We start from the raw sequence: 19,484 nt of genomic DNA on the forward strand, positions 1-19,484 counted from the left end.
ATTTTAAATTTTTTTTTTTATATTTTTTATGTTTAATAAAAATGAATTTTCACTGGTAATACTTTTTTTTTTTTCAAAATCAAAATCCCAAATTTTTAAAGTCTCTTTTAAAATTTTTTCTCCAGTTTTACCCATAAACATAACTACATTTTTATAACTCACAAAATTTTTATAAACCAAATCTAAAACTATCGGTAATGGCTTAAAAGCTCTAGATATTATTGTACCTGACTCTAAGTTTTGTGCCTCAAAAATATTCTCTTGTATAACTTTTGCGTTTATTTCTAGGTCTTTTGATGCTTTTCTTAAAAACCTGCTCTTATGAAAGCTTTTTTCATATAAATGAATTTTTGATTTTTCTTTCTTATTTTTGAGCATAATTGATGTAATTATACCTGGAAAACCACCTCCGGATCCAATATCTGTGGTATTTTTGCTATTTAAATCAATAAATTCAATGATTTGTGCTGAATCTATTACGTGGCGATGCCTGATAACATCGCTTTCTTCAGTTTCTCTGCTTATAATGTTTATCTCTTTATTTTCTTTTTGAACCATAGCAATGAAGGTCTCAAACTGCAACAATGTTTCACGTGGAACATTTTGGTGTTTTAGTAGGGAATATTTATTTAAAATATCTTCCATTAAGCTATAAGCTTAATAGACTTTCTTTTCACATGTGACAACAAAATATATACAGCTGCTGGGGTAATTCCATCAATTCTGAGGGCTTGACCCATAGTTTTAGGTTTTATTTTTTTAAATTTAGCTTTTACCTCATTTGAGAGACCAGAAAGCTCATCATAATCAACTTTATCAGGTATTATCAAGTTTTCATCTCTTTTAAACGCTAAAATATCGGCCTTTTGTTTTTTAAGATAACCTCTGTAGTGTGCATTTATTTCTATTTGCTCATCTATTTTTTTATCGAAAAAAGGTATATCAGGCCAAATTTCTCTAATTTTAATCATATTAACACCTTTGTGGGCTAATATTTCATGAGATTTTCTTAAAACACCATCTTTAGCAATTTTTATATTGAAACCATTTACTTTTGTTGGAGATATTGATGATTCTAGCATTTTTTTTGATATGATGGATAATTTACTATTTTTATCTTTAAATAAAACCTCTCTATTTTTGGATATTAATCCTAAATAAATGCCCTTGCTTGTTAATCTTTGATCTGCATTATCAGCCCTCAAGCTTAATCTATATTCAGCTCTTGAAGTAAACATCCTATAAGGCTCTGCAACTCCTTTGGTAACTAAATCATCTATCATGACTCCTATATAAGCGTCTGATCTGTCTAGTATAAAAGGTTCTTCTTTTTTAAATGATAAAGCAGCATTAATTCCGGCTATCAAGCCTTGAGCTGCAGCTTCCTCGTATCCAGTAGTTCCATTTATCTGTCCAGCTAAATACAAATTAGGAATTTTTTTAGTTTCAAGAGTTAAAAACAGTTCTCTGGGATCTACATAGTCATATTCAATAGCATAGCCGGGCCTAATTATTTTTACATTTTCTAAACCATTGATATTGTTACATATTTCTTGCTGTATATCACTAGGTAAGGACGTTGAAATCCCATTGGGGTAAACTGTATGATCATTTAGACCTTCAGGCTCTAAATATATCTGATGTCGCTCTTTCTCGGCAAACTTTACTATCTTATCCTCTATTGAAGGACAGTATCGTGGTCCTACACCCTGAATACTCCCTGAGTACATGGCGCTACTTTTTAAATTTTTTTGAATTATTTTATGAACCTTATCATTCGTGTAAGTCATTCGACATGAGACTTGTTTATTATAATTTTTTTTGGTTAGGAAAGAAAAAAAATAAGGATCGTCATCTGCAAATTGTTCTTCTAAATTATCATACTTAATTGTTCGAGCATCCAACCTAGGTGGTGTTCCTGTTTTAAGTCTTCCAATTTTGAAATCATATTTTGCAAGTTGTTCACTTAAACCTGTTGAAGGTTTCTCTTCAAACCTTCCAGCTGGCGTTTTTTTATCACCAATATGTATCAATCCATTCAAGAAAGTTCCGGTTGTTAAAATTAACTTATTGCAATTGATTTTTTTTCCTGATTTTGTTTCGAAGCCAGTTATAACGTTTTTATCAAAAATAAACTTAATAACTGGATCAGAAAAAACTGTTAAATTACAGTAATTTAAAACTTTTTCTTGCATAAACTTACGGTATAGTGATCTATCTGATTGTGTTCTTGGACCCTGAACAGCGGGTCCTCTACTTCTATTTAATAACCTAAATTGTATACCAGACTTATCTGCAACCTCACCCATTACACCGTCTAAGGCATCTATCTCTCTAACTAGATGACCTTTACCAAGACCACCTATTGCTGGATTGCAAGACATCTCCCCTATGGTCTCTATTTTGTGAGTAAAAAGTGCGGTATTAACTCCGAGACGTGCAGACGCAGTTGCAGCCTCACAACCTGCATGGCCTCCACCAATTACTATTACGTCAAATGACAAATCGTTTTTCATAATTTAAATTTATAACTGATTAGAATATTTACAAGTAGGCAGTATTTTTATAATGGTGATATTTTAAGTTGATATATGTTAATAATTTGAATATTTAATAGACGAATTAGCTATATATTCCAACAAAAACAGTCCAAAATGTCTTAAAAACCCACTAAAATAGAGATTATTTTCCAATACAAAAATCGTTGAAAATACTGTCTAATATCTCTTCAACATCGACTTTGCCAACAATCATTCCTAGATTTCTGGTAGCTAATCTCAAATCTTCAGCAGCTTTATCGAAATCATCAACTTCATTTTTTTCATTAAAACTTTTAAGATGATTGAGACATTGCTTAAGATGCTGTCTGTGTCTTTCTCTAGTAATTAAAATGTTATCATTTTTTATGAATTTATTTTTTAGGTTTTTTTTAATTTTTAAAATTAACTGATCTATATTTAAATTTTCTTTAATAGAAATTAATACATGGTTTAATTTTTTTATCTCAGGATCAATATCCTCCTCTAAAAGGTCTAATTTATTTATAACTAAAATTGCATTTTGATCCAACAAACCCTTCAAAACATCACTAATTACTAGGTTTTTAGCATCAACAACAATAAGCTTTAAATCTGCTTCATCTGCCCTATTTAAAGATAATTTAATACCTTTTTTCTCAATTTCACTTTTAGACTCTCTTATACCGGCCGTATCAGAAACAATAACTGGGTAACCGTCAATATTTAGGTGTGTTTCTATTACATCTCTTGTGGTTCCTGCAATTTCTGAAACTATTGCAGCTTCCCTATTAGACAAACAATTTAATAAACTAGACTTACCAGCATTTGTCGGTCCAAGAATTGTTATTTTAAACCCTTCTCTAATTCTTTCTCCAACTTTTTGATCATCTAAAATTTTTTCTATATTTTGTAAAACATAGTTAGAGTTTTTTTTAATCTCTTTTAAAATATCATCTGGTAAATCTTCATCTGGGAAATCTATCTTGGCTTCAACATTGGATAAAATTTTTAAAAGTTTTCCTCTGAGCTCATTAAATTTATCAGCTGATTTTCCACTCATAATCTTAATTGCTTGTTGTCTTTGGATTTCGGTTTCTGCAGAAATTAAATCAGCAATACTTTCTGCCTTGAGTAAATTTATTTTTCCATTTTGAAATGCCAACCTTGTAAATTCGCCTGGTTCTGCCATACGACAATTTTCAATCTTTGAAATAGAGGCATGCAGTGCATCAATTACTGCTTTACTACCATGTACATGAATTTCTGCCATATCCTCGCCTGTATAGCTCTCTGGGCCAGGAAACCATAATATTATTCCCTCATCTATCAGCTCAGAAGAGTTGATTTTATTGATCTTTTTCAATGTCGCGATTCTAGGCTCTGGAATTGTCCCATTAGTTAACAATTTTATCACTTTTTTTGTTTCTACACCCGAAACTCTAATAATTGCTATCCCAGATATACCTGGGCCCGTTGAAAGAGCAAAAATTGTCATGAAGTATTATAGCTTCTATTTTGTGGGTCTGTAAAACTTTAAATTAACAATTTGGGAAGTTGGCTAATATTTATACTGGCTTATTCATGGAGTTAAAGAAATCTGTATTACTTTTTGTTTCTTTAAGTTTTGAATTAATAAATTCTATGGCATCCATGGTTCCCATTGGACCAATAATTCTTCTAAGAACATTCATCTTTGAAAGATCATCTTTATTAAAAAGAAGTTCTTCTCTTCTTGTTCCAGATTTTGTAATATCAATAGCTGGATATATTCTTTTCTCTGCAATTTTTCTATCAAGAACTGTTTCACTATTACCCGTTCCTTTAAATTCTTCAAAAATTACTTCATCCATTCTAGATCCTGTATCAATCAATGCAGTTGAGATTATTGTTAAAGATCCGCCTTCTTCAATATTTCTAGCAGCACCAAAAAATCTTTTGGGTCTTTGCAATGCATTAGCATCAACACCGCCTGTTAAAACTTTTCCAGAGCTAGGTATCACGGCATTATAGGCCCTACCCAATCTTGTGATTGAGTCCAACAAAATCACAACATCTTTTTTATGTTCAGTTAACCTTTTTGCTTTTTCAATAACCATTTCAGCTACAGCTACGTGTCTTGAAGCCGGCTCATCGAATGTAGAACTGATAACCTCGCCTTTAACAGTTCTTTGCATGTCAGTTACTTCTTCGGGCCTTTCGTCTATCAATAAGACTATTAAATAGCTTTGGGGATAATTTTTTGCAATTGAGTTTGCAATACTCTGTAATATCATTGTTTTACCTGCTTTTGGGGGAGAGATAATTATTGATCTCTGACCTTTTCCAATTGGACTTACAAGATCTATTAACCTTGGGGTTAAATCTATTTTTTTTTCAATTTTTGTCGATTCTATCTCCATCACCATTTGTTTGTTTGGATACAATGGAGTTAAATTGTCAAAAGCAATTTTATGACGAGCTTTTTCTGGCTCTTCAAAGTTTATCTTACTCACCTCTAATAATGCAAAATATCTTTCGCCATCTTTTGGCGCTCTAACAGGACCTTCAACTGTATCTCCTGTTCTTAAACCAAATTTTCTAATTTGACTTGGACTTACATAAATATCATCGGGACCTGGTAAATAATTTGATTCCATTGCTCTTAGGAAACCAAAACCATCCTGGAGTAACTGCAACACACCAGCCCCTGTAATTTCTTCTTTTTCTGCAACTTTTTTTAGTATTGCAAATAATATTTCTTGCTTTCTTAGTGTACTAGCATTTTCAATTCCAAGCTCTTCAGCTTGTGTGATTAATTGTTCAGATGATTTTAACTTAAGTTCTTGTATGTTCATTTGGGGGGGGGGTTAAATATTATTAAGATAAGATTAATATATATACTCTTTTGAGTAATTCAAGTCTAGATAGGTTTAAAAACAACAATAAAAACAATCAAAATAAGCAATATTGTTGGTACTTCATTAATTATTCTAAAAAACTTAGATGACTTGGTGTTTTGATCAAATTCAAAATCACTGAGAAGCCTTGATAAATAAAAATGATATAAGGTTAATAAGACAACCAACAACAATTTCACCTTGATCCAAACTGCAGACAGAACCTCCAAGCCTAGTGAGGAGATTAAAATTAAGCCAAAAACCCAAGATAAAAGCATCGCTGGAGTCATGATATAAAAATACAATTTTCTTTCCATGGTTTTAAATATTGAAGATGAGTTTTCATTCTTTATGTTTTCAACATGGTAAACAAAAATTCTTGGTAAATATAAAAGGCCTGCCATCCAGGAAATTATTGCAATTAAATGTAGGCTCTTAAATAATAGATAGCTATTCATAATTTAAACATGGACATTTTTTAAAATTAGATGGACATTGCATCTTTGGTGGATAAAGATTTTCACTAATTTTATATTCATTTTTTTTAATTATTAATTCTGACATTGCTTTAATAAAATCTTCATTAATACCAAGCGCTGGAACTCTTGTATAATTTTTACATCCATTAGCGTCTGCTATTTCTTTATATTCTATATCAAGTTCAACAAGGGTTTCTGAGTGTTCGGAGACAAACGCGATAGGAACTAAAACAATGTGTTTACCAATCTTTGAATTTTCAATGATAATGTCTTCTGTTGATGGTCCTATCCATTTTAGCGGGCCGACTCGACTTTGATAACTCAAAACCCAATCTAAATTTTCGTCATTTAAACTCTCAACTATTTTTTTAACCGACTGTTCTACTTGCCATTGATAAGGGTCTCCTTTTTCAATATTTTTTTCAGGTAAACCATGTGCAGAAAATATTAACTTAAAATTTTTAAGATCTTTTATTTTTTTTATTATCTCTTTTCTGTGTGCGTTAATAAAATTTGAGTCTGTTGGATAACAGCAGATTGTGCTTGTCCTAACTTGGTAATTATTTTTTTTACAAACATCTTTCCATTCTTTAATTGAAGACCCTGACGTTGCGGCAGAATATTGGGGATAAAGAGGCATTAAAATAACTTCGTTTGGGTCATATAACTGAACATCTTTTATCACATCTTTGGCTCTTGGATTCCAACACCTCATTACGATATAGCATTTGTATTCATCCTCTTCCTGAGTCTGGTTTAATTCAATTTCTAAAGCACCAGACTGTTCTTCAGTTAATTTTAGTATGGGTGATGATCCACCAAGTTCAGCATATATTTTTTTAGCAACTGGGGCCCTTCTATTGGAGATTAGTTTAGCTAGTGGATATCTTAAAAAAGTTGGTAAATTCAAAATTGCAGGGTCATTAAATAAATTAAATAGAAAAGGCTCAACACTTTCCATTTTATCGGGTCCTCCAAGGTTAAATAAAATAATTGCTTTTTTCATTTAGTAATCTTTTACTATTTTAACTAAGTAATCAACCATGTCGGGTTTGGTTTCTGGTAAAACCCCGTGCCCTAAATTAAAGATATATGGATGATCTTTAAATATTTCTAGATATTTTATTGCCTCTTTTTTTAAATTTTCTTTATCGGTTAATAATATTTTTGGATCAAGCCCTCCTTGAACAGGTATATTAATTTTTTTACATATAGATATCGGATTTACATCATAGTCAATATTGACAACATCCGGCTTGACTATATCACAATAATTTATGTAGTCTTTTAATCCTCTTGGAAAACAAATTACTGGTATGTTTAATGATTTTACATAATCTACTAAATTTAAAGTTGGGATATATATATAATTTGGTAAATCTTTTTCTTCAAGTAGTCCGGCCCAACTATCAAAAATTTGAATCACGGTTGCACCATTTTTAATTTGTTGATCAATGTGTAACTTTAAGAATTTTTCTAATATTATTAAAACTCTATTTATCAAAAACTCGTCTTTAAAAAAATTCTTTATTAAGTGTTTTTTAGGTGAATGTTTGTTAATCATATAAACTAATATTGTCCACGGTGCTCCAACAAACCCTATTAAGTTTTTATTTTTAATTAAATTATTTTCACTTACTTTTTTAATCGATTTATAAACTGGATATAATTTTTCTATAAAATCAATTTCATCAACTTTAGAAATTATATCCAAATCTAACAGCCCTAATTGTGGACCAAAATCTTTTTTAAATTCTACCTTTTGATTTAATCCATAAGGAATCATTAAAATATCTGAAAATATTATTGCTGCGTCTAAATTAAATCTTCTTAAAGGTTGTAAGGTAATTTCTGATGATAAGTTTTCATTTAAACATAGATTTATAAAGTTTGGATTTAATTTTCTAATTTCCCTAAACTCTGGAAGATATCTACCTGCTTGTCTCATTAACCATATTGGAGTATTTGTTGTTTTTTTATTTATTATAGTTTCTTGGATTGGTGTCATATTAATAAGTAAATATTTAATTATAGTATTAGTTATATAGTATGTGAATAATGGTAATTAAAAATTTTACACATATTATACACGATTTATTAACAAGTAATATTTTATAAAATAAGCACTTAATCTTTAAATTTAGGCTCTATTTAGTTTTATTGTATAAAATGTATATTAATAACTCACATGTTTATTAATGTTTATAAAAAAGAGGTTTTACAGAAAAAAAAAAATAGTGAGAAAATTATAAATAATTTTAGAAATAATACGGAATCGTTAACACTTTATACATGAGTAATTCATACCAAATATATCTAATATCAGACTCTACAGGAGAAACACTTGATAGAGTGTTTCTTGCTATTAAGGCTCAATTTAAAAATATCGAATACGATATTAAGTCTTATTTTTTTACCAGAACAGAAAATCAGGTAATAAAAATTCTTGAAGAGGCAAAAAAAAATGAAAATTCTATAATTTTATACACCATTGTCGACAGTAGCCTTGCTAAATTTTTAGCAAACAAAAGTGATGAAAAAAAAATTCCCTGTTTTGGAGTATTGGGTAATTTAATTCTCAGTTTTTCAAAACTATTAAATCAACAAGCGTCACATGTTCCGAGCGGGCAACACGCCCTTAACGAAGAATATTATGAAAGAATTGAAGCGATTCAATTTACAATGAATCATGATGATGGAAATATGGTTGATGAATTGGAAAAATCAGATTTAATATTGTTAGGCGTTAGCAGAACTAGCAAAACTCCAACCTCCATTTATCTTGCCAACAAAGGTTTTAAAACTTCAAATATTCCATTAATTAATGACAAATCAATACCAGAGAGCTTAAAAAAAAATCCGACAATGGCTTGTGTTGTTGGTTTAACAACTGAAGCAGAAAGGTTGGTTGATATAAGAAAAAATAGAATGATGACTCTAAAAGAAAGAGAAAATACGAGTTATACAGATATACAAAAAATAAAAGAAGAGGTTGAAAGGGCAAAAAAAACTTTTATGAAATACAAATGGCCAACTATCGATGTTACTAGAAAATCTGTTGAAGAAGTTGCTGCATCAATAATAAAAATACACGAAATATATAAAAATAATGATCAATAAAATAATACTTGCTTCAAAGAGTGGTGTTAGAAAAAAGATTTTAGAAGAAAACCAAATAAGATGTCTTGTGGAGCCTTCGAATGTTGATGAAGATAGTGTTAAAGATAGCCTATTAAAGATGAATGCAACACCAGAAATTATCTCTAAAAATTTGGCCGAACTTAAGGCAAACAAGATAAGTCAAAGAAGACATGACCACTTAGTTTTGGGAGCAGATAGTGTTATCGATCTAAAAGGTAAAATAATTTCAAAACCAAACAACAGAAAAGAAGCACTAGAAATACTTCTTGATTTAAATGGACAAACGCACCATCTAATAAGCTCAGTTTGCATATCTCAAAATGGCTTAATGGTTTGGAATTGTACGGATAAAGCATCTTTAACTATGAAACAAATGAAAGAAGAGGAACTTGTTAATTATTTAGCTAAAATAAACGATGAAACATTATATGCTTACAACGTATATCAAATTGAAGGCGAAGGCAGATCTTTATTTGCTAATATAGAAGGTGATGAAGATACCATAATGGGTTTACCGGTTAAAAAAATTAAAGAATATTTAAGCAACTATAAATGAAAAAATATTTAGTTATAGGAAATCCAATCGAGCACTCTCTATCTCCTTTAATACATAATTTTTGGATGAAGAAATATTGCTTAGTAGATAGTGTTTATGAAAAAAGAAAAGTAGAAGAAAAAGAATTAAAAAATATAATTAAAGAGATAAGAGAAGATGAAATATTTGGTGTGAACGTTACTGTACCATTTAAAAAGTTAATTATCCCTTACTTGGATGAGTTAGACTTTAGTGCTAAAGAAACTCAATCTGTAAATACTCTTTTTAAAATTAAAAATAAGATTATTGGGCATAACACAGACAGCGCTGGTTTTGGGGACACTATAAAAAAACTTTATTTTCATACCAACAACTCCTCTAAGCTACCTCTCGAGGATAAACTTATTTTTATTATTGGAGCCGGTGGGGTTACCGCTTCCATAATTCATGCACTCAAACTTCAGGGAGCTAACAAAATTACCTTAAGCAACAGAACAAAAGAAAAATCCCACGAATTAAAGAAATTATTTCCCAAAATAGAAGTGTTGGATTGGGGTAAAAGACCTACGATTTGTGATGTTATAATTAATACTACTAGCATTGGATTAAATAAAAATGAAGAAATAAATATAGACTTTAGTGATTACAATAAAAATTCTCATAAAAAAACTTTATTTTATGATTTAATTTACAACCCAAAAGAAACTAATTTTTTAAAGAAAGCAAAGTTAAGGGGAAACAAAACAATGAATGGTAAAATGATGTTTTTGAATCAAGCAAAATATGCATTTAATATTTGGACAAACATAATGCCAAAAATTGATGATGACATAAAAAAATTATTAGACTGATGATTAAAATTGGAATCCTAGGAGACATTGGATCAGGTAAAAGCTATGTAGCAAAGAATTTTGGGTGTCCAGTATTTAATGCCGATCTTGAAGTTAGTAAATTATATAAAAAAGATAAAAAAATTTTCAATAAACTAAAAAAAATTTTACCTGGATATATTTTTTCTTTTCCCATTAATAAAAAAGAAATTGCAAATGCTATTTTGGCAAATAAGTCTAATCTAAAAAAAATTGTTAAAATTGTTCATTTTGAAATTAAAAAAAAAATGAATATTTTTCTAAATAAAAACAGGAACAAGAAAATTGTAATTTTAGATATTCCACTCTTATTAGAAAAAAGAATTAATAAAAAAAATGATATTTTGATATTTGTTCAATCTAAGAGACAAGACATTCTGAAAAGATTAAAAAAAAGAAAAAATTATAATATAGCACTTTTAAATAAATTTAAAAATATTCAACTACCACTAGATTATAAAAAGAAAAAATCTCAATTCGTTATTAAGAATAATTTTACAAAAAAATCTGTTAAAAGAAATATTATAAATATTTTGAAAAAAATTTTATAGAATGAGAGAAGTCATACTAGATACAGAAACAACAGGATTATCCGTTAGCGATGGACATAGAATTGTTGAAATTGCTTGTATTGAGTTAGATGATTTAATTCCTACTCAAAATAGGTTTCATTGTTATCTCAATCCAGAAAGAAAAGTTTCTGAAAAAGCGCTCGAAGTCCATGGTTATACAGATGAATTTTTATCTACTCAAAAAAAATTTTTGGAAGTGGCTGATGAGTTTTTAAATTTTATAAAAAATAAAAGATTGGTAATTCATAACGCTGCGTTTGATTTGTCACATCTGAATAATGAATTAACGTTGGTGGGAAAGAAAAAATTAAATAAAGAAAATGTTCTAGATACGCTAACATTGGCCAGGGATAAATTTCCTGGTTCACCAACTAGTCTTGATGCTTTGTGCAAAAGATATCGAGTAGATAATACTAAGAGGAGTAAGCACACCGCTCTCATTGACTGTGACCTATTGGCTAAAGTTTATATTAATCTTTTGGGTCAAAAAGAACCTACACTAAATTTTAAAAATGAAGATAATGAAAAAATAATAATTAATTCAAATAAAAAAAATCAATATTATAAAAAAGTTATTAAACCAACAGAAGAAGAATTAAAACTCCATAAAGATTATTTAAAAAATAACTTAAAGAAAAATTTTTTTAATTAGCTCTCTGTTTATACAGATGGTTGAAATCTATTTTTTTATCAAGTTTTATTTCTGGAAATCCAGAATTATGAAGAAGGTTTAAAAATGCTTTTTCTAGATTTGGGTAAATTTTATTTTGAACATCACATAATAAAACTTTCTCCAAATCTTTTTTATCTTTTAGTTCGTCATTTATTTTTACAACTGAAGTATAAACTATTTCAAAATAAGACTTTTTTTCATTAGGTTCCTTATCCTCAAATTTTAAGGTAGTATTAACTTCAATCATTTTATTTTTTAAAGCTTTAGAATTAATATCAATATTTAACTGATATTTAGTAATATTTTCTTTCACAAATATATAAGTTTGAATATCAGGTGTTTCACTAGAAATATCTTTTATGTATTCAGCTAATATTTTAAAGTTTTCTTTCATCTTTTTCCTCTACATCCTCAAACTCGCCATTTATAAAATCTTCATTTTTATTATTAGTTTTTCCCTTGGTTGAAATATTTCTTAAAATCAATTTTCTTGTGGGTCGAAAAATAATTAATAAACCTAAAAAGTCAGTTGCAAAACCAGGTAAAATTAAAAGTAATGCTGCAAAAGCTAAGGCTGCACCTGATATAATTTCATAAATAGGAAGTTCATTTTTGACAATTTGAGACATTCCAGCCTTCAAAGTATTAAAACCTTCGTATCTTGCGTATATAACACCAAAAAAAGCAGTAATAAAAATAAGCAAAACTGTACTAAAGGCGCCAATTTGAGAGCCTATCCTGATAAAAAGATAAATCTCAACAGCTGGGATACCAATTAGTAATAATAAAAATGTGTTCATTTGTCTTTATTGTAAATTGCTAGTTGTAATTAAGCAACATAGTAAATATTATTAATATATGAACTACAGTTTCGAATATATGGATATTATTCTTCTGGCAATGATTGCTGGTTTTATATTTCTTCGTTTGCGAGGTATACTTGGTAAAAAAACTGGTTTTGAGGGAAAAATATCAACACAATTTGAAAAAGAATTTGAAAAAATTAAAATAAGCCCAAAACTAATTAATGAAAATTTTGATGTAGAGGCACAAAAAGACTTCTTAAAAGGTGCAAAAATTGCTTATGAAACAATTATTACTGATTTTAGTGATAGTGATAATAAATTGATAGCCAGTAAACCACTTTTGAGTAAAAAAATTCATGATCAATTTAGAGAAGCTCTTTTGGATAGAGAAAACAAAGGTCACTTCGCTGAAATAACTTTTATAGGAATTAAATCAGCTGTGATAAAAACACATAAAAAAATAGATAATAGCCTAGAAGTTACAGTAGATTTTGTAAGTGAAATTATTACTTGCATAAAAGATAAAGATAAAAAAATAATATCAGGAGACAGTGAAAAAATTAAAAAAGTTTATGATACCTGGATTTTTTCAAAAGATATGAAATCTTCAAATCCAAATTGGTTATTAATTGATACCATTACATAATTGAATAAAAAAATTTCAGATAAAGATAAAAACGATTGGGAAAATTTTTTAAATAATAAACAAAAAATTTCTAGTAAAGATTCTTTAAGAGATAAAATACAAAAAAAAACAAACAAAAATAAAGACGATTGGGAAAATTTTTTAAATAATAAAGATAAGATACCAGATAAAGACTTTGATCAAAAAAAAAATATAAGATTCGAAAAAATAAAAAAAATTGATCTTCATGGCTATACGATAGAAGAGGCTAACAGGACAATTGAACAATTTATTATTAAATCTTTTGACGAAAATATTACTAAAATAATAGTAATTACAGGAAAAGGTCTCAGATCTAAAAATGTTGGAAACCCCTACCTTTCAAAAGATCTAAGTATATTAAAATACTCAGTTCCCGAATTCATTAAAAAAAATAGTTGCTTAGCACGACTTATTATCGAAACTGCAGATGCTAAGATTGAAGATGGTGGAGGTGGCGCTTTTTATATTTTTCTTAAAAATAAAAATAAATTTAAAGAATAAATTTAGATAAATCTGTATCTTTAACAAACTGATCTAGATTTTGTTTTACATACTCAGAGTTAATGATAATTTTTTCTCCCGATCTATCTGTTGCTGTGAAACTTATATCATCCAATATTCTTTCAATAATAGTATGCAATCTTCTTGCTCCAATATTTTCAACAGTATTATTAACTTCTGAAGCCATGTTAGCAATGGCATCTATACCATCCTCAGAAAACTCCAGTTCTACATTTTCAGTTTTTAGAAGCGCAATATATTGCTTAATTAAACTATAGTCTGGTTCTTTAAGAATTCTTTTAAAATCGTCGCTAGTTAAAGCTTCAAGCTCAACTCTAATTGGAAGTCTACCTTGAAGTTCTGGCAATAAATCAGAAGGTTTTGCAAGTTGGAATGCTCCAGATGCAATGAATAGAATATGATCAGTTTTTATAGGACCATATTTTGTACTTACAGTTGTTCCTTCAATTAAAGGTAATAGGTCTCTTTGAACTCCCTCTCTAGAAACATCTCCTCCAGATCTATCAGTTCTACCTGAAATTTTGTCTATTTCATCCAAAAATACAATTCCATTATTTTCCGCTGAGTCTTTTGCAGATTTTATGATTTTATCTTCTTCTATTAATTTATCAGCTTCATCATTAATCAAAATTTCGTGAGATTCTTTGACAGTCATTTTTTTCTTTTTTTGCTTGTTACCAACAGATTTTCCAATCATTTCCCCAATATTTATCATTCCAATATTTGCTCCTGGCATTCCAGGAATTTCAAATGAAGGTTGAGAACTGCTATCATTTACCACTATTTCAATCTCGTTATCATCTAGATCACCATCTCTTAATCTTTTTCTAAAACTTTCTCTTGTTGCCAAACTCGCTTTATTTCCAACAAGTGCATCCAAAACTTTTTCTTCAGCTAATTTTTGAGCTTTTGTATGAACTTCTTTTCTTTTTTTTACTTTCTCCATTGCAATAGCAATTTCAAGAAGATCTCTTATAATTTGTTCAACATCTCTTCCAACATAACCAACTTCTGTAAATCTTGTTGCTTCGACTTTTACGAAAGGTGCTTCTGCTAATTTAGATAGTCTCCTGGATATCTCAGTTTTACCAACACCTGTTGGGCCAATCATTAAAATATTTTTAGGCAAAACTTCATTTTTCATTTCACCTTTTAAAGCTTGTCTTCTCCATCTGTTCCTTAAAGCAATTGCAACTGCTTTTTTCGCTTTATTTTGACCGACCACATACCGATCAAGTTCAGATACTATTTCTCTAGGAGATAATGAGCTAACTAAAGAACTATCTTTATGTTCATTTTTTTCTTTAGGAAAAGGAGTAACGTTTGATTCTTTCATTATATTTTTTCAATTTTAATATTGTTATTTGTAAATACACAAATCTCAGAAGCAACTTTGATAGATTTTTTTGCAACCTCTTCCGCACTTAAGTCTGTATCTAATAAAACCTTAGCAGCAGCTAAAGCGTAATTTCCACCAGAACCTATGCCTATAGCATTTCCTTCTGGCTCCAAAACATCACCTGTGCCTGAAATTATATAACTATTTTCTTTATCACCAATTGCCATTAAAGCTTCTAGCCGTCTTAAATATTTATCAGTTCGCCAATCTTTAGCTAATTCAACCGCAGCTCTTGGAAGATTACCCGCATGCTTTTCAAGTTTAGCTTCAAGCCTCTCAAAAAGAGTTAAAGCGTCCGCTGTAGACCCTGCAAAACCCGCAATAACATTTCTTTTTTCGATTTTTCTTACTTTTGCAGCAGTGCTTTTTATAACTGTATTGCCCATACTGACTTGGCCATCTCCAGCTACCACTACTTCATTATTCTTTCTAATAAGTACAATTGTAGTCATAGATTATAGATGGATATTAATTTTTATACTTCAAGTAGTGATTACAAATATTGATATAGTTAAACAATCTATGTATACCTTTAAAATATATGGTTAGAATAGGAAAAGTATCTAGAAAAACAAAAGAAACTAGCATCAGTGTTGAGGTAAATATTGATGGTAAAGGCCAGTATAAGATTGATACTGGAATTGGTTTTTTGGATCATATGCTTGAGCAACTATCAAAGCATTCACTTATTGATTTAAAAGTAAAAGCAAAAGGAGATACCCACATAGACCTTCATCACACAACTGAAGACACAGGCATTGCTATAGGTGAGGCTTTAAAAAAAGCTTTAAAAAATTATCAAGGAATTAGAAGATATGCACACGCAATGATTCCAATGGATGAAACGTTAACAAGAGTTGCAATTGATGTTTCAAACAGGCCTTATTTAATTTGGAAAGTAAAATTAAAAGTAGAAAGACTTGGAGAAATGGATACAGAACTTTTTAAAGAATGGTTTCAAGCATTTTCCCAGTCAGCTGGAATAACATTGCATATGGAAAATATTTATGGAGATAACAGCCATCATATAATTGAGTCATGTTTTAAAGCTCTAGCAAGGTCACTAAGAATAGCTTTAGAAATAGATCCTAGAAATAAGAAGAGTATTCCATCAACCAAAGGCTCTTTATAAATTTAATGAATGTCACGATTGTTGACTATAATTCAGGAAATATCAGCTCTGTAATAAATTCCTTTAAGGAAGTTGCTAAAGATAAAGTTAATATTGAAGTAACTTCAGATTTAACAAAGATTAAATCAAGTGATAAGGTAGTATTGCCAGGACAGGGATCATTTAAGAGCTGCGTTGATGCTTTAAATAGCATTAGTGGATTAATTGACACTCTAAACGAATTTGCAATCAATCATAAAAAACCTCTTCTTGGAATTTGTGTTGGCTTACAGATGTTTGCAGATACTGGTTATGAGGAAATTGAAACAAAAGGTCTTGGTTGGATTCCAGGCAAAGTCTCAAAGCTTGATAACAAAAATGGAAAATATAAACTTCCACACATTGGTTGGAATGAAATAAATATTATTAAAGACAGCAAGATTTTTCAAGGTATAGAAAATAATTCACATATGTATTTTGTACACAGTTATGAATTTATCCCAGTGGATAAAAATGTAATTTCAGCAACCACAGACTATTCATCAAATATTGTCTGCTCTGTAGAGAAAGAGAACATCTTCGGAACCCAATTCCATCCTGAAAAGAGTGATAAAATGGGCTTACAAATTATTCGAAATTTTATTAGTTTATAAAAATGAAAATATTTCCAGCAATAGATATTAAAGATAAAAAGTGTGTGAGATTGATCAAAGGAGACTTTAACAATAAAACTGAATATGAAATATCACCAATTGATCAGGCTGGTAAGTATAGAGATCATGGTTTTAAAAATTTACACATTGTTGATTTAGATGGCGCATTAACTGGGAAGACAGTTAACTTGGATATCATTAAAGAGATAATTAATAAATTTGATCTTAAAATTGAAATTGGTGGAGGTATAAGAAACCTTGAAAGTATTACAAAATATACTGATGTTGGTGTTGAAAAAGTAATTTTAGGAAGTGCTGCAATAAAAGATAAAAACTTTTTAAAAGAAGCATGTGAAAAGTTCCCTAACAAAATTGCTTTAGGTCTTGATGCAAAAGATGGATATTTGTCTGTATCTGGTTGGAAAGAAAATTCTAATCAATTAACCTTAGATTATCTGAAAGAAGTTAATGAATTTGGTGCAAGCAGATTGATATATACAGATATTAATCGTGATGGAATGAAACAAAGCCCAAATTTCTCAGAAACGGAAAAGGTTGCAGAAATCTCTAATTGTCCAGTAATTATATCTGGAGGAGTTTCCTCAATTGATGATGTTAAAAAAGCAAAAGGATTGAAAAATATTGAAGGTATAATAGTTGGCAAAGCGATATATGATGGTGATATCAAATTAGATGAATTGGCCAAAGAAATAGATGCTTAAAAATAGAATTATACCATGCTTGGATGTTAAAAACGGTCGTGTTGTAAAAGGAATTAATTTTGTAGATTTAAAAGATGCTGGTGATCCTGTGGAGCAAGCTAAAATTTATAGTGATGGTGGAGCAGATGAAATATGTTTTTTAGATATTACAGCTTCTAATGAAAATAGAGACACTATTTATGAGGTTGTTAAAAAAACATCTAAGAAATGTTTCGTACCCTTAACAGTTGGTGGTGGAGTTAGAAGTGTAGAAGATATTAATAAATTATTAAATTGTGGAGCTGATAAAGTTTCTATTAATACGGCTGCAGTTCAGAATTTTAAAGTGATAATTGAAAGTTCAAAAAAATTTGGATCACAGTGCATTGTTGTTGCAATCGATGCAAAACTAAATGGAGATCAATGGGAAGTATATACTCATGGTGGAAGAAATAACACCAATATTGATGCTATAGAATTTGCCAAGAAAATGGAAGATAGTGGAGCAGGTGAGTTGTTAATTACCTCTATGGATAGAGATGGAACACAAATTGGTTATGATATTGATTTAATGTCCAAGATATCATCTAAAGTAAATATTCCATTAATAGCATCTGGAGGTGTCGGCAATTTAGATCATTTAGTTGATGGTATTAAATTAGGAAAGGCTAGTGCGGTCTTAGCTGCTTCTATATTTCATTATGGAAAACATTCAGTGCAAGAAGCCAAAGAATATTTGGACTCAAAAGGAATTCCTGTTAGAATTTGATCTGAAATCATGGTCAATACTAAATTAACATTACTATATTATTAAAAGATAAATAATTATGAATATTTTTGATGATCTAATCAAATTAGCCAGGGAAAGAAAAAGCGAACCTGTAGAAGGCTCTTATACCAACAAACTACTTAGTGATAAATCCCTAAGTAAAGCAAAAGTTTTAGAAGAAATAGATGAATTAATAGAAGCTGTAGAAAAAGATACAAATAAAATTCATGAGGCTGCAGATGTTTTTTACCATCTGATTATGTATCTTGAGGCAAACAATATTAAAGTTGAAGATGTCATGGCTGAGTTAGATAAAAGAAAAAAATGAGTTACGACAAAAATAATATTTTTGCAAAAATTTTGAGAAAAGAAATTCCATGTAAAAAAATATTTGAAAATGACTATGTTCTTTCTTTTTATGATATTAATCCTCAAAAAAAAATTCATGCACTTGTGATACCAAAAGGTGAATATATTAATCTGGATGATTTTAATAATAGAGCTTCAGATCAAGAGATAGTAGCATTGAGCAAAGCAATTACAGAAGTTGCAAAAATATTAGGAATATCAACTGATAATGGAAAGGGTTATAGGGCTCTTACCAATTTAGATGACCATGGAGGTCAAGAGGTTCCACATTTACACTTTCATTTATTTGGAGGTGAAAAAATTGGAAAAATGGTTGAGTGAAAAAAAAAATTTTTAGAAATTATTTAGAGCTAAAATCATTAAAAGATTTTAAAGAAGTCAAGAAACCATCAGAAAATTATTTTGTAGAATTAGCTAATCCAAAAGATTTTCAATTAAATAAATTTTGTTATAAAAATATTGGTAAAAATTATCATTGGACTGATAGACTTGTTTGGACAGAATTGGATTGGATTAAATATATATCAAATAAGAAACTTTCTACTTATATCCTTAAGAATAAAGATGAAATAGCTGGCTATTTTGAACTCATATTTGATAAAAATACAGGAGAAGCAGAAATTGCCTATTTTGGTATTCTAGAGGAGTACTTTGGAAAAAAACTTGGGGGATATTTATTAAGTGAAGCAATTAAAAATTCATTCAACTTAGGTTGCCAAAGAGTATGGGTTCACACTTGTTCTTTAGATCATAAAAATGCTTTACATAATTATCAATCAAGGGGCATGAAAATTTTTAAATTTGAAACATTAATTAGATAAAA

General features: G+C 29.3%; 25 protein-coding genes. 14 read left to right on the top strand and 11 right to left on the bottom strand.

The annotated features are described in order from the left end of the window. Positions 1-3 precede the first annotated feature (3 nt). The 7 genes from VP91_RS02100 to hemE all read right to left on the bottom strand — a co-directional run bounded on the left by VP91_RS02100 (position 4) and on the right by hemE (position 7,882). Positions 4-645 carry a 16S rRNA (guanine(527)-N(7))-methyltransferase RsmG gene (locus VP91_RS02100; protein ID WP_169035785.1) on the bottom strand — a complete coding sequence of 214 codons (642 nt, stop codon included), beginning with the start codon at positions 643-645 and terminating at the stop codon, positions 4-6. Continuing rightward, positions 645-2,516 carry a tRNA uridine-5-carboxymethylaminomethyl(34) synthesis enzyme MnmG gene (gene mnmG / locus VP91_RS02105; protein ID WP_169035786.1) on the bottom strand — a complete coding sequence of 624 codons (1,872 nt, stop codon included), beginning with the start codon at positions 2,514-2,516 and terminating at the stop codon, positions 645-647. Before mnmG ends, VP91_RS02100 begins: the two co-directional genes overlap by 1 nt. Before the next feature lie 166 nt (positions 2,517-2,682). Continuing rightward, positions 2,683-4,014 carry a tRNA uridine-5-carboxymethylaminomethyl(34) synthesis GTPase MnmE gene (gene mnmE / locus VP91_RS02110; RefSeq protein ID WP_169035787.1) on the bottom strand — a complete coding sequence of 444 codons (1,332 nt, stop codon included), beginning with the start codon at positions 4,012-4,014 and terminating at the stop codon, positions 2,683-2,685. Positions 4,015-4,084: 70 nt separating this feature from the next. Beyond that, positions 4,085-5,353: a transcription termination factor Rho gene (gene rho, locus VP91_RS02115; RefSeq protein ID WP_169035788.1), complete on the bottom strand. Its 1,269-nt coding sequence runs from the start codon at positions 5,351-5,353 to the stop codon at positions 4,085-4,087. Between the two features lie 65 nt (positions 5,354-5,418). After that, on the bottom strand, positions 5,419-5,853 hold the full coding sequence (hemJ, locus tag VP91_RS02120) for a protoporphyrinogen oxidase HemJ (protein ID WP_169035789.1): 435 nt from the start codon (positions 5,851-5,853) through the stop codon (positions 5,419-5,421). Then, positions 5,846-6,880: a ferrochelatase gene (gene hemH / locus VP91_RS02125; protein ID WP_169035790.1), complete on the bottom strand. Its 1,035-nt coding sequence runs from the start codon at positions 6,878-6,880 to the stop codon at positions 5,846-5,848. Before hemH ends, hemJ begins: the two co-directional genes overlap by 8 nt. Continuing rightward, entirely contained in the window at positions 6,881-7,882 is a 1,002-nt protein-coding gene (gene hemE, locus VP91_RS02130; RefSeq protein ID WP_169035791.1) for a uroporphyrinogen decarboxylase, read from the bottom strand. A 284-nt stretch (positions 7,883-8,166) separates the two neighbouring features. Here hemE and VP91_RS02135 point away from each other — a divergent pair, with 284 nt between their 5' ends. Genes VP91_RS02135 through dnaQ form a run of 5 tightly spaced genes read left to right on the top strand, consistent with a single transcriptional unit; the run spans position 8,167 to position 11,643 of the window. Continuing rightward, positions 8,167-8,994, top strand: coding sequence for a pyruvate, water dikinase regulatory protein (locus VP91_RS02135; RefSeq protein WP_169035792.1), 828 nt, complete (start codon positions 8,167-8,169; stop codon positions 8,992-8,994). Next, positions 8,984-9,571: a Maf family protein gene (locus tag VP91_RS02140; protein WP_169035793.1), complete on the top strand. Its 588-nt coding sequence runs from the start codon at positions 8,984-8,986 to the stop codon at positions 9,569-9,571. The genes VP91_RS02135 and VP91_RS02140 overlap by 11 nt, the downstream gene beginning before the upstream one ends. Next, the gene (gene aroE / locus VP91_RS02145) at positions 9,568-10,401 is read left to right on the top strand and encodes a shikimate dehydrogenase (protein WP_169035794.1); all 834 of its coding nucleotides are present in this window, start codon (positions 9,568-9,570) and stop codon (positions 10,399-10,401) included. Before VP91_RS02140 ends, aroE begins: the two co-directional genes overlap by 4 nt. Further along, positions 10,401-10,970, top strand: coding sequence for a dephospho-CoA kinase (gene coaE, locus VP91_RS02150; RefSeq protein WP_169035795.1), 570 nt, complete (start codon positions 10,401-10,403; stop codon positions 10,968-10,970). The genes aroE and coaE overlap by 1 nt, the downstream gene beginning before the upstream one ends. Before the next feature lies 1 nt (position 10,971). Beyond that, entirely contained in the window at positions 10,972-11,643 is a 672-nt protein-coding gene (gene dnaQ / locus VP91_RS02155) for a DNA polymerase III subunit epsilon (protein WP_169035796.1), read from the top strand. On the opposite strand, the gene VP91_RS02160 is transcribed toward dnaQ, so the two are convergent. Together VP91_RS02160 and VP91_RS02165 are read right to left on the bottom strand one after the other, a co-directional pair. Then, positions 11,636-12,058, bottom strand: coding sequence for a protein-export chaperone SecB (locus tag VP91_RS02160; RefSeq protein WP_169035797.1), 423 nt, complete (start codon positions 12,056-12,058; stop codon positions 11,636-11,638). The two genes, dnaQ and VP91_RS02160, sit on opposite strands and share 8 nt — an antisense overlap. Beyond that, positions 12,042-12,464, bottom strand: coding sequence for an FxsA family protein (locus VP91_RS02165; protein ID WP_169035798.1), 423 nt, complete (start codon positions 12,462-12,464; stop codon positions 12,042-12,044). The genes VP91_RS02160 and VP91_RS02165 overlap by 17 nt, the downstream gene beginning before the upstream one ends. 58 nt (positions 12,465-12,522) lie before the next feature. On the opposite strand from VP91_RS02165, the gene VP91_RS02170 reads away from it, so the two are divergent. Both VP91_RS02170 and VP91_RS02175 read left to right on the top strand, forming a co-directional pair. Beyond that, positions 12,523-13,116, top strand: coding sequence for a Tim44/TimA family putative adaptor protein (locus VP91_RS02170; protein ID WP_169035799.1), 594 nt, complete (start codon positions 12,523-12,525; stop codon positions 13,114-13,116). Next, positions 13,117-13,638 carry a Smr/MutS family protein gene (locus VP91_RS02175; RefSeq protein WP_169035800.1) on the top strand — a complete coding sequence of 174 codons (522 nt, stop codon included), beginning with the start codon at positions 13,117-13,119 and terminating at the stop codon, positions 13,636-13,638. It abuts the gene before it with no gap. On the opposite strand, the gene hslU is transcribed toward VP91_RS02175, so the two are convergent. Beyond that, entirely contained in the window at positions 13,628-14,995 is a 1,368-nt protein-coding gene (gene hslU / locus VP91_RS02180; RefSeq protein WP_169035801.1) for an ATP-dependent protease ATPase subunit HslU, read from the bottom strand. The genes VP91_RS02175 and hslU overlap by 11 nt on opposite strands. After that, the gene (hslV, locus tag VP91_RS02185) at positions 14,995-15,510 is read right to left on the bottom strand and encodes an ATP-dependent protease subunit HslV (RefSeq protein WP_169035802.1); all 516 of its coding nucleotides are present in this window, start codon (positions 15,508-15,510) and stop codon (positions 14,995-14,997) included. Before hslV ends, hslU begins: the two co-directional genes overlap by 1 nt. Positions 15,511-15,599: 89 nt before the next feature. Between hslV and hisB the strand changes: the two genes are divergently transcribed. The 7 genes from hisB to VP91_RS06900 are packed head-to-tail and all read left to right on the top strand — an operon-like array spanning position 15,600 to position 19,482. Then, complete coding sequence (gene hisB, locus VP91_RS02190) at positions 15,600-16,190, top strand: imidazoleglycerol-phosphate dehydratase HisB (protein WP_169035803.1); 591 nt, start codon at positions 15,600-15,602, stop codon at positions 16,188-16,190. A gap of 5 nt (positions 16,191-16,195) precedes the next feature. Next, the gene (hisH, locus tag VP91_RS02195) at positions 16,196-16,822 is read left to right on the top strand and encodes an imidazole glycerol phosphate synthase subunit HisH (protein WP_169035804.1); all 627 of its coding nucleotides are present in this window, start codon (positions 16,196-16,198) and stop codon (positions 16,820-16,822) included. Between the two features lie 2 nt (positions 16,823-16,824). After that, positions 16,825-17,544, top strand: coding sequence for a 1-(5-phosphoribosyl)-5-[(5-phosphoribosylamino)methylideneamino]imidazole-4-carboxamide isomerase (hisA, locus tag VP91_RS02200; protein WP_169035805.1), 720 nt, complete (start codon positions 16,825-16,827; stop codon positions 17,542-17,544). After that, a complete protein-coding gene (gene hisF / locus VP91_RS02205) occupies positions 17,537-18,292 on the top strand; it encodes an imidazole glycerol phosphate synthase subunit HisF (RefSeq protein WP_169035806.1) in 756 nt (251 codons plus the stop codon). Before hisA ends, hisF begins: the two co-directional genes overlap by 8 nt. Before the next feature lie 58 nt (positions 18,293-18,350). Next, positions 18,351-18,620: a phosphoribosyl-ATP diphosphatase gene (gene hisE, locus VP91_RS02210; protein WP_211181494.1), complete on the top strand. Its 270-nt coding sequence runs from the start codon at positions 18,351-18,353 to the stop codon at positions 18,618-18,620. After that, complete coding sequence (locus VP91_RS02215; protein WP_169035807.1) at positions 18,617-18,982, top strand: HIT domain-containing protein; 366 nt, start codon at positions 18,617-18,619, stop codon at positions 18,980-18,982. Before hisE ends, VP91_RS02215 begins: the two co-directional genes overlap by 4 nt. Continuing rightward, positions 18,979-19,482, top strand: a complete 504-nt coding sequence (locus tag VP91_RS06900; RefSeq protein ID WP_169035808.1) for a GNAT family N-acetyltransferase — start codon at positions 18,979-18,981, stop codon at positions 19,480-19,482. The genes VP91_RS02215 and VP91_RS06900 overlap by 4 nt, the downstream gene beginning before the upstream one ends. Positions 19,483-19,484 lie beyond the last annotated feature (2 nt).

This window comes from Candidatus Pelagibacter communis, from assembly GCF_012932795.1.
Taxonomy (GTDB): domain Bacteria; phylum Pseudomonadota; class Alphaproteobacteria; order Pelagibacterales; family Pelagibacteraceae; genus Pelagibacter; species Pelagibacter ubique_S.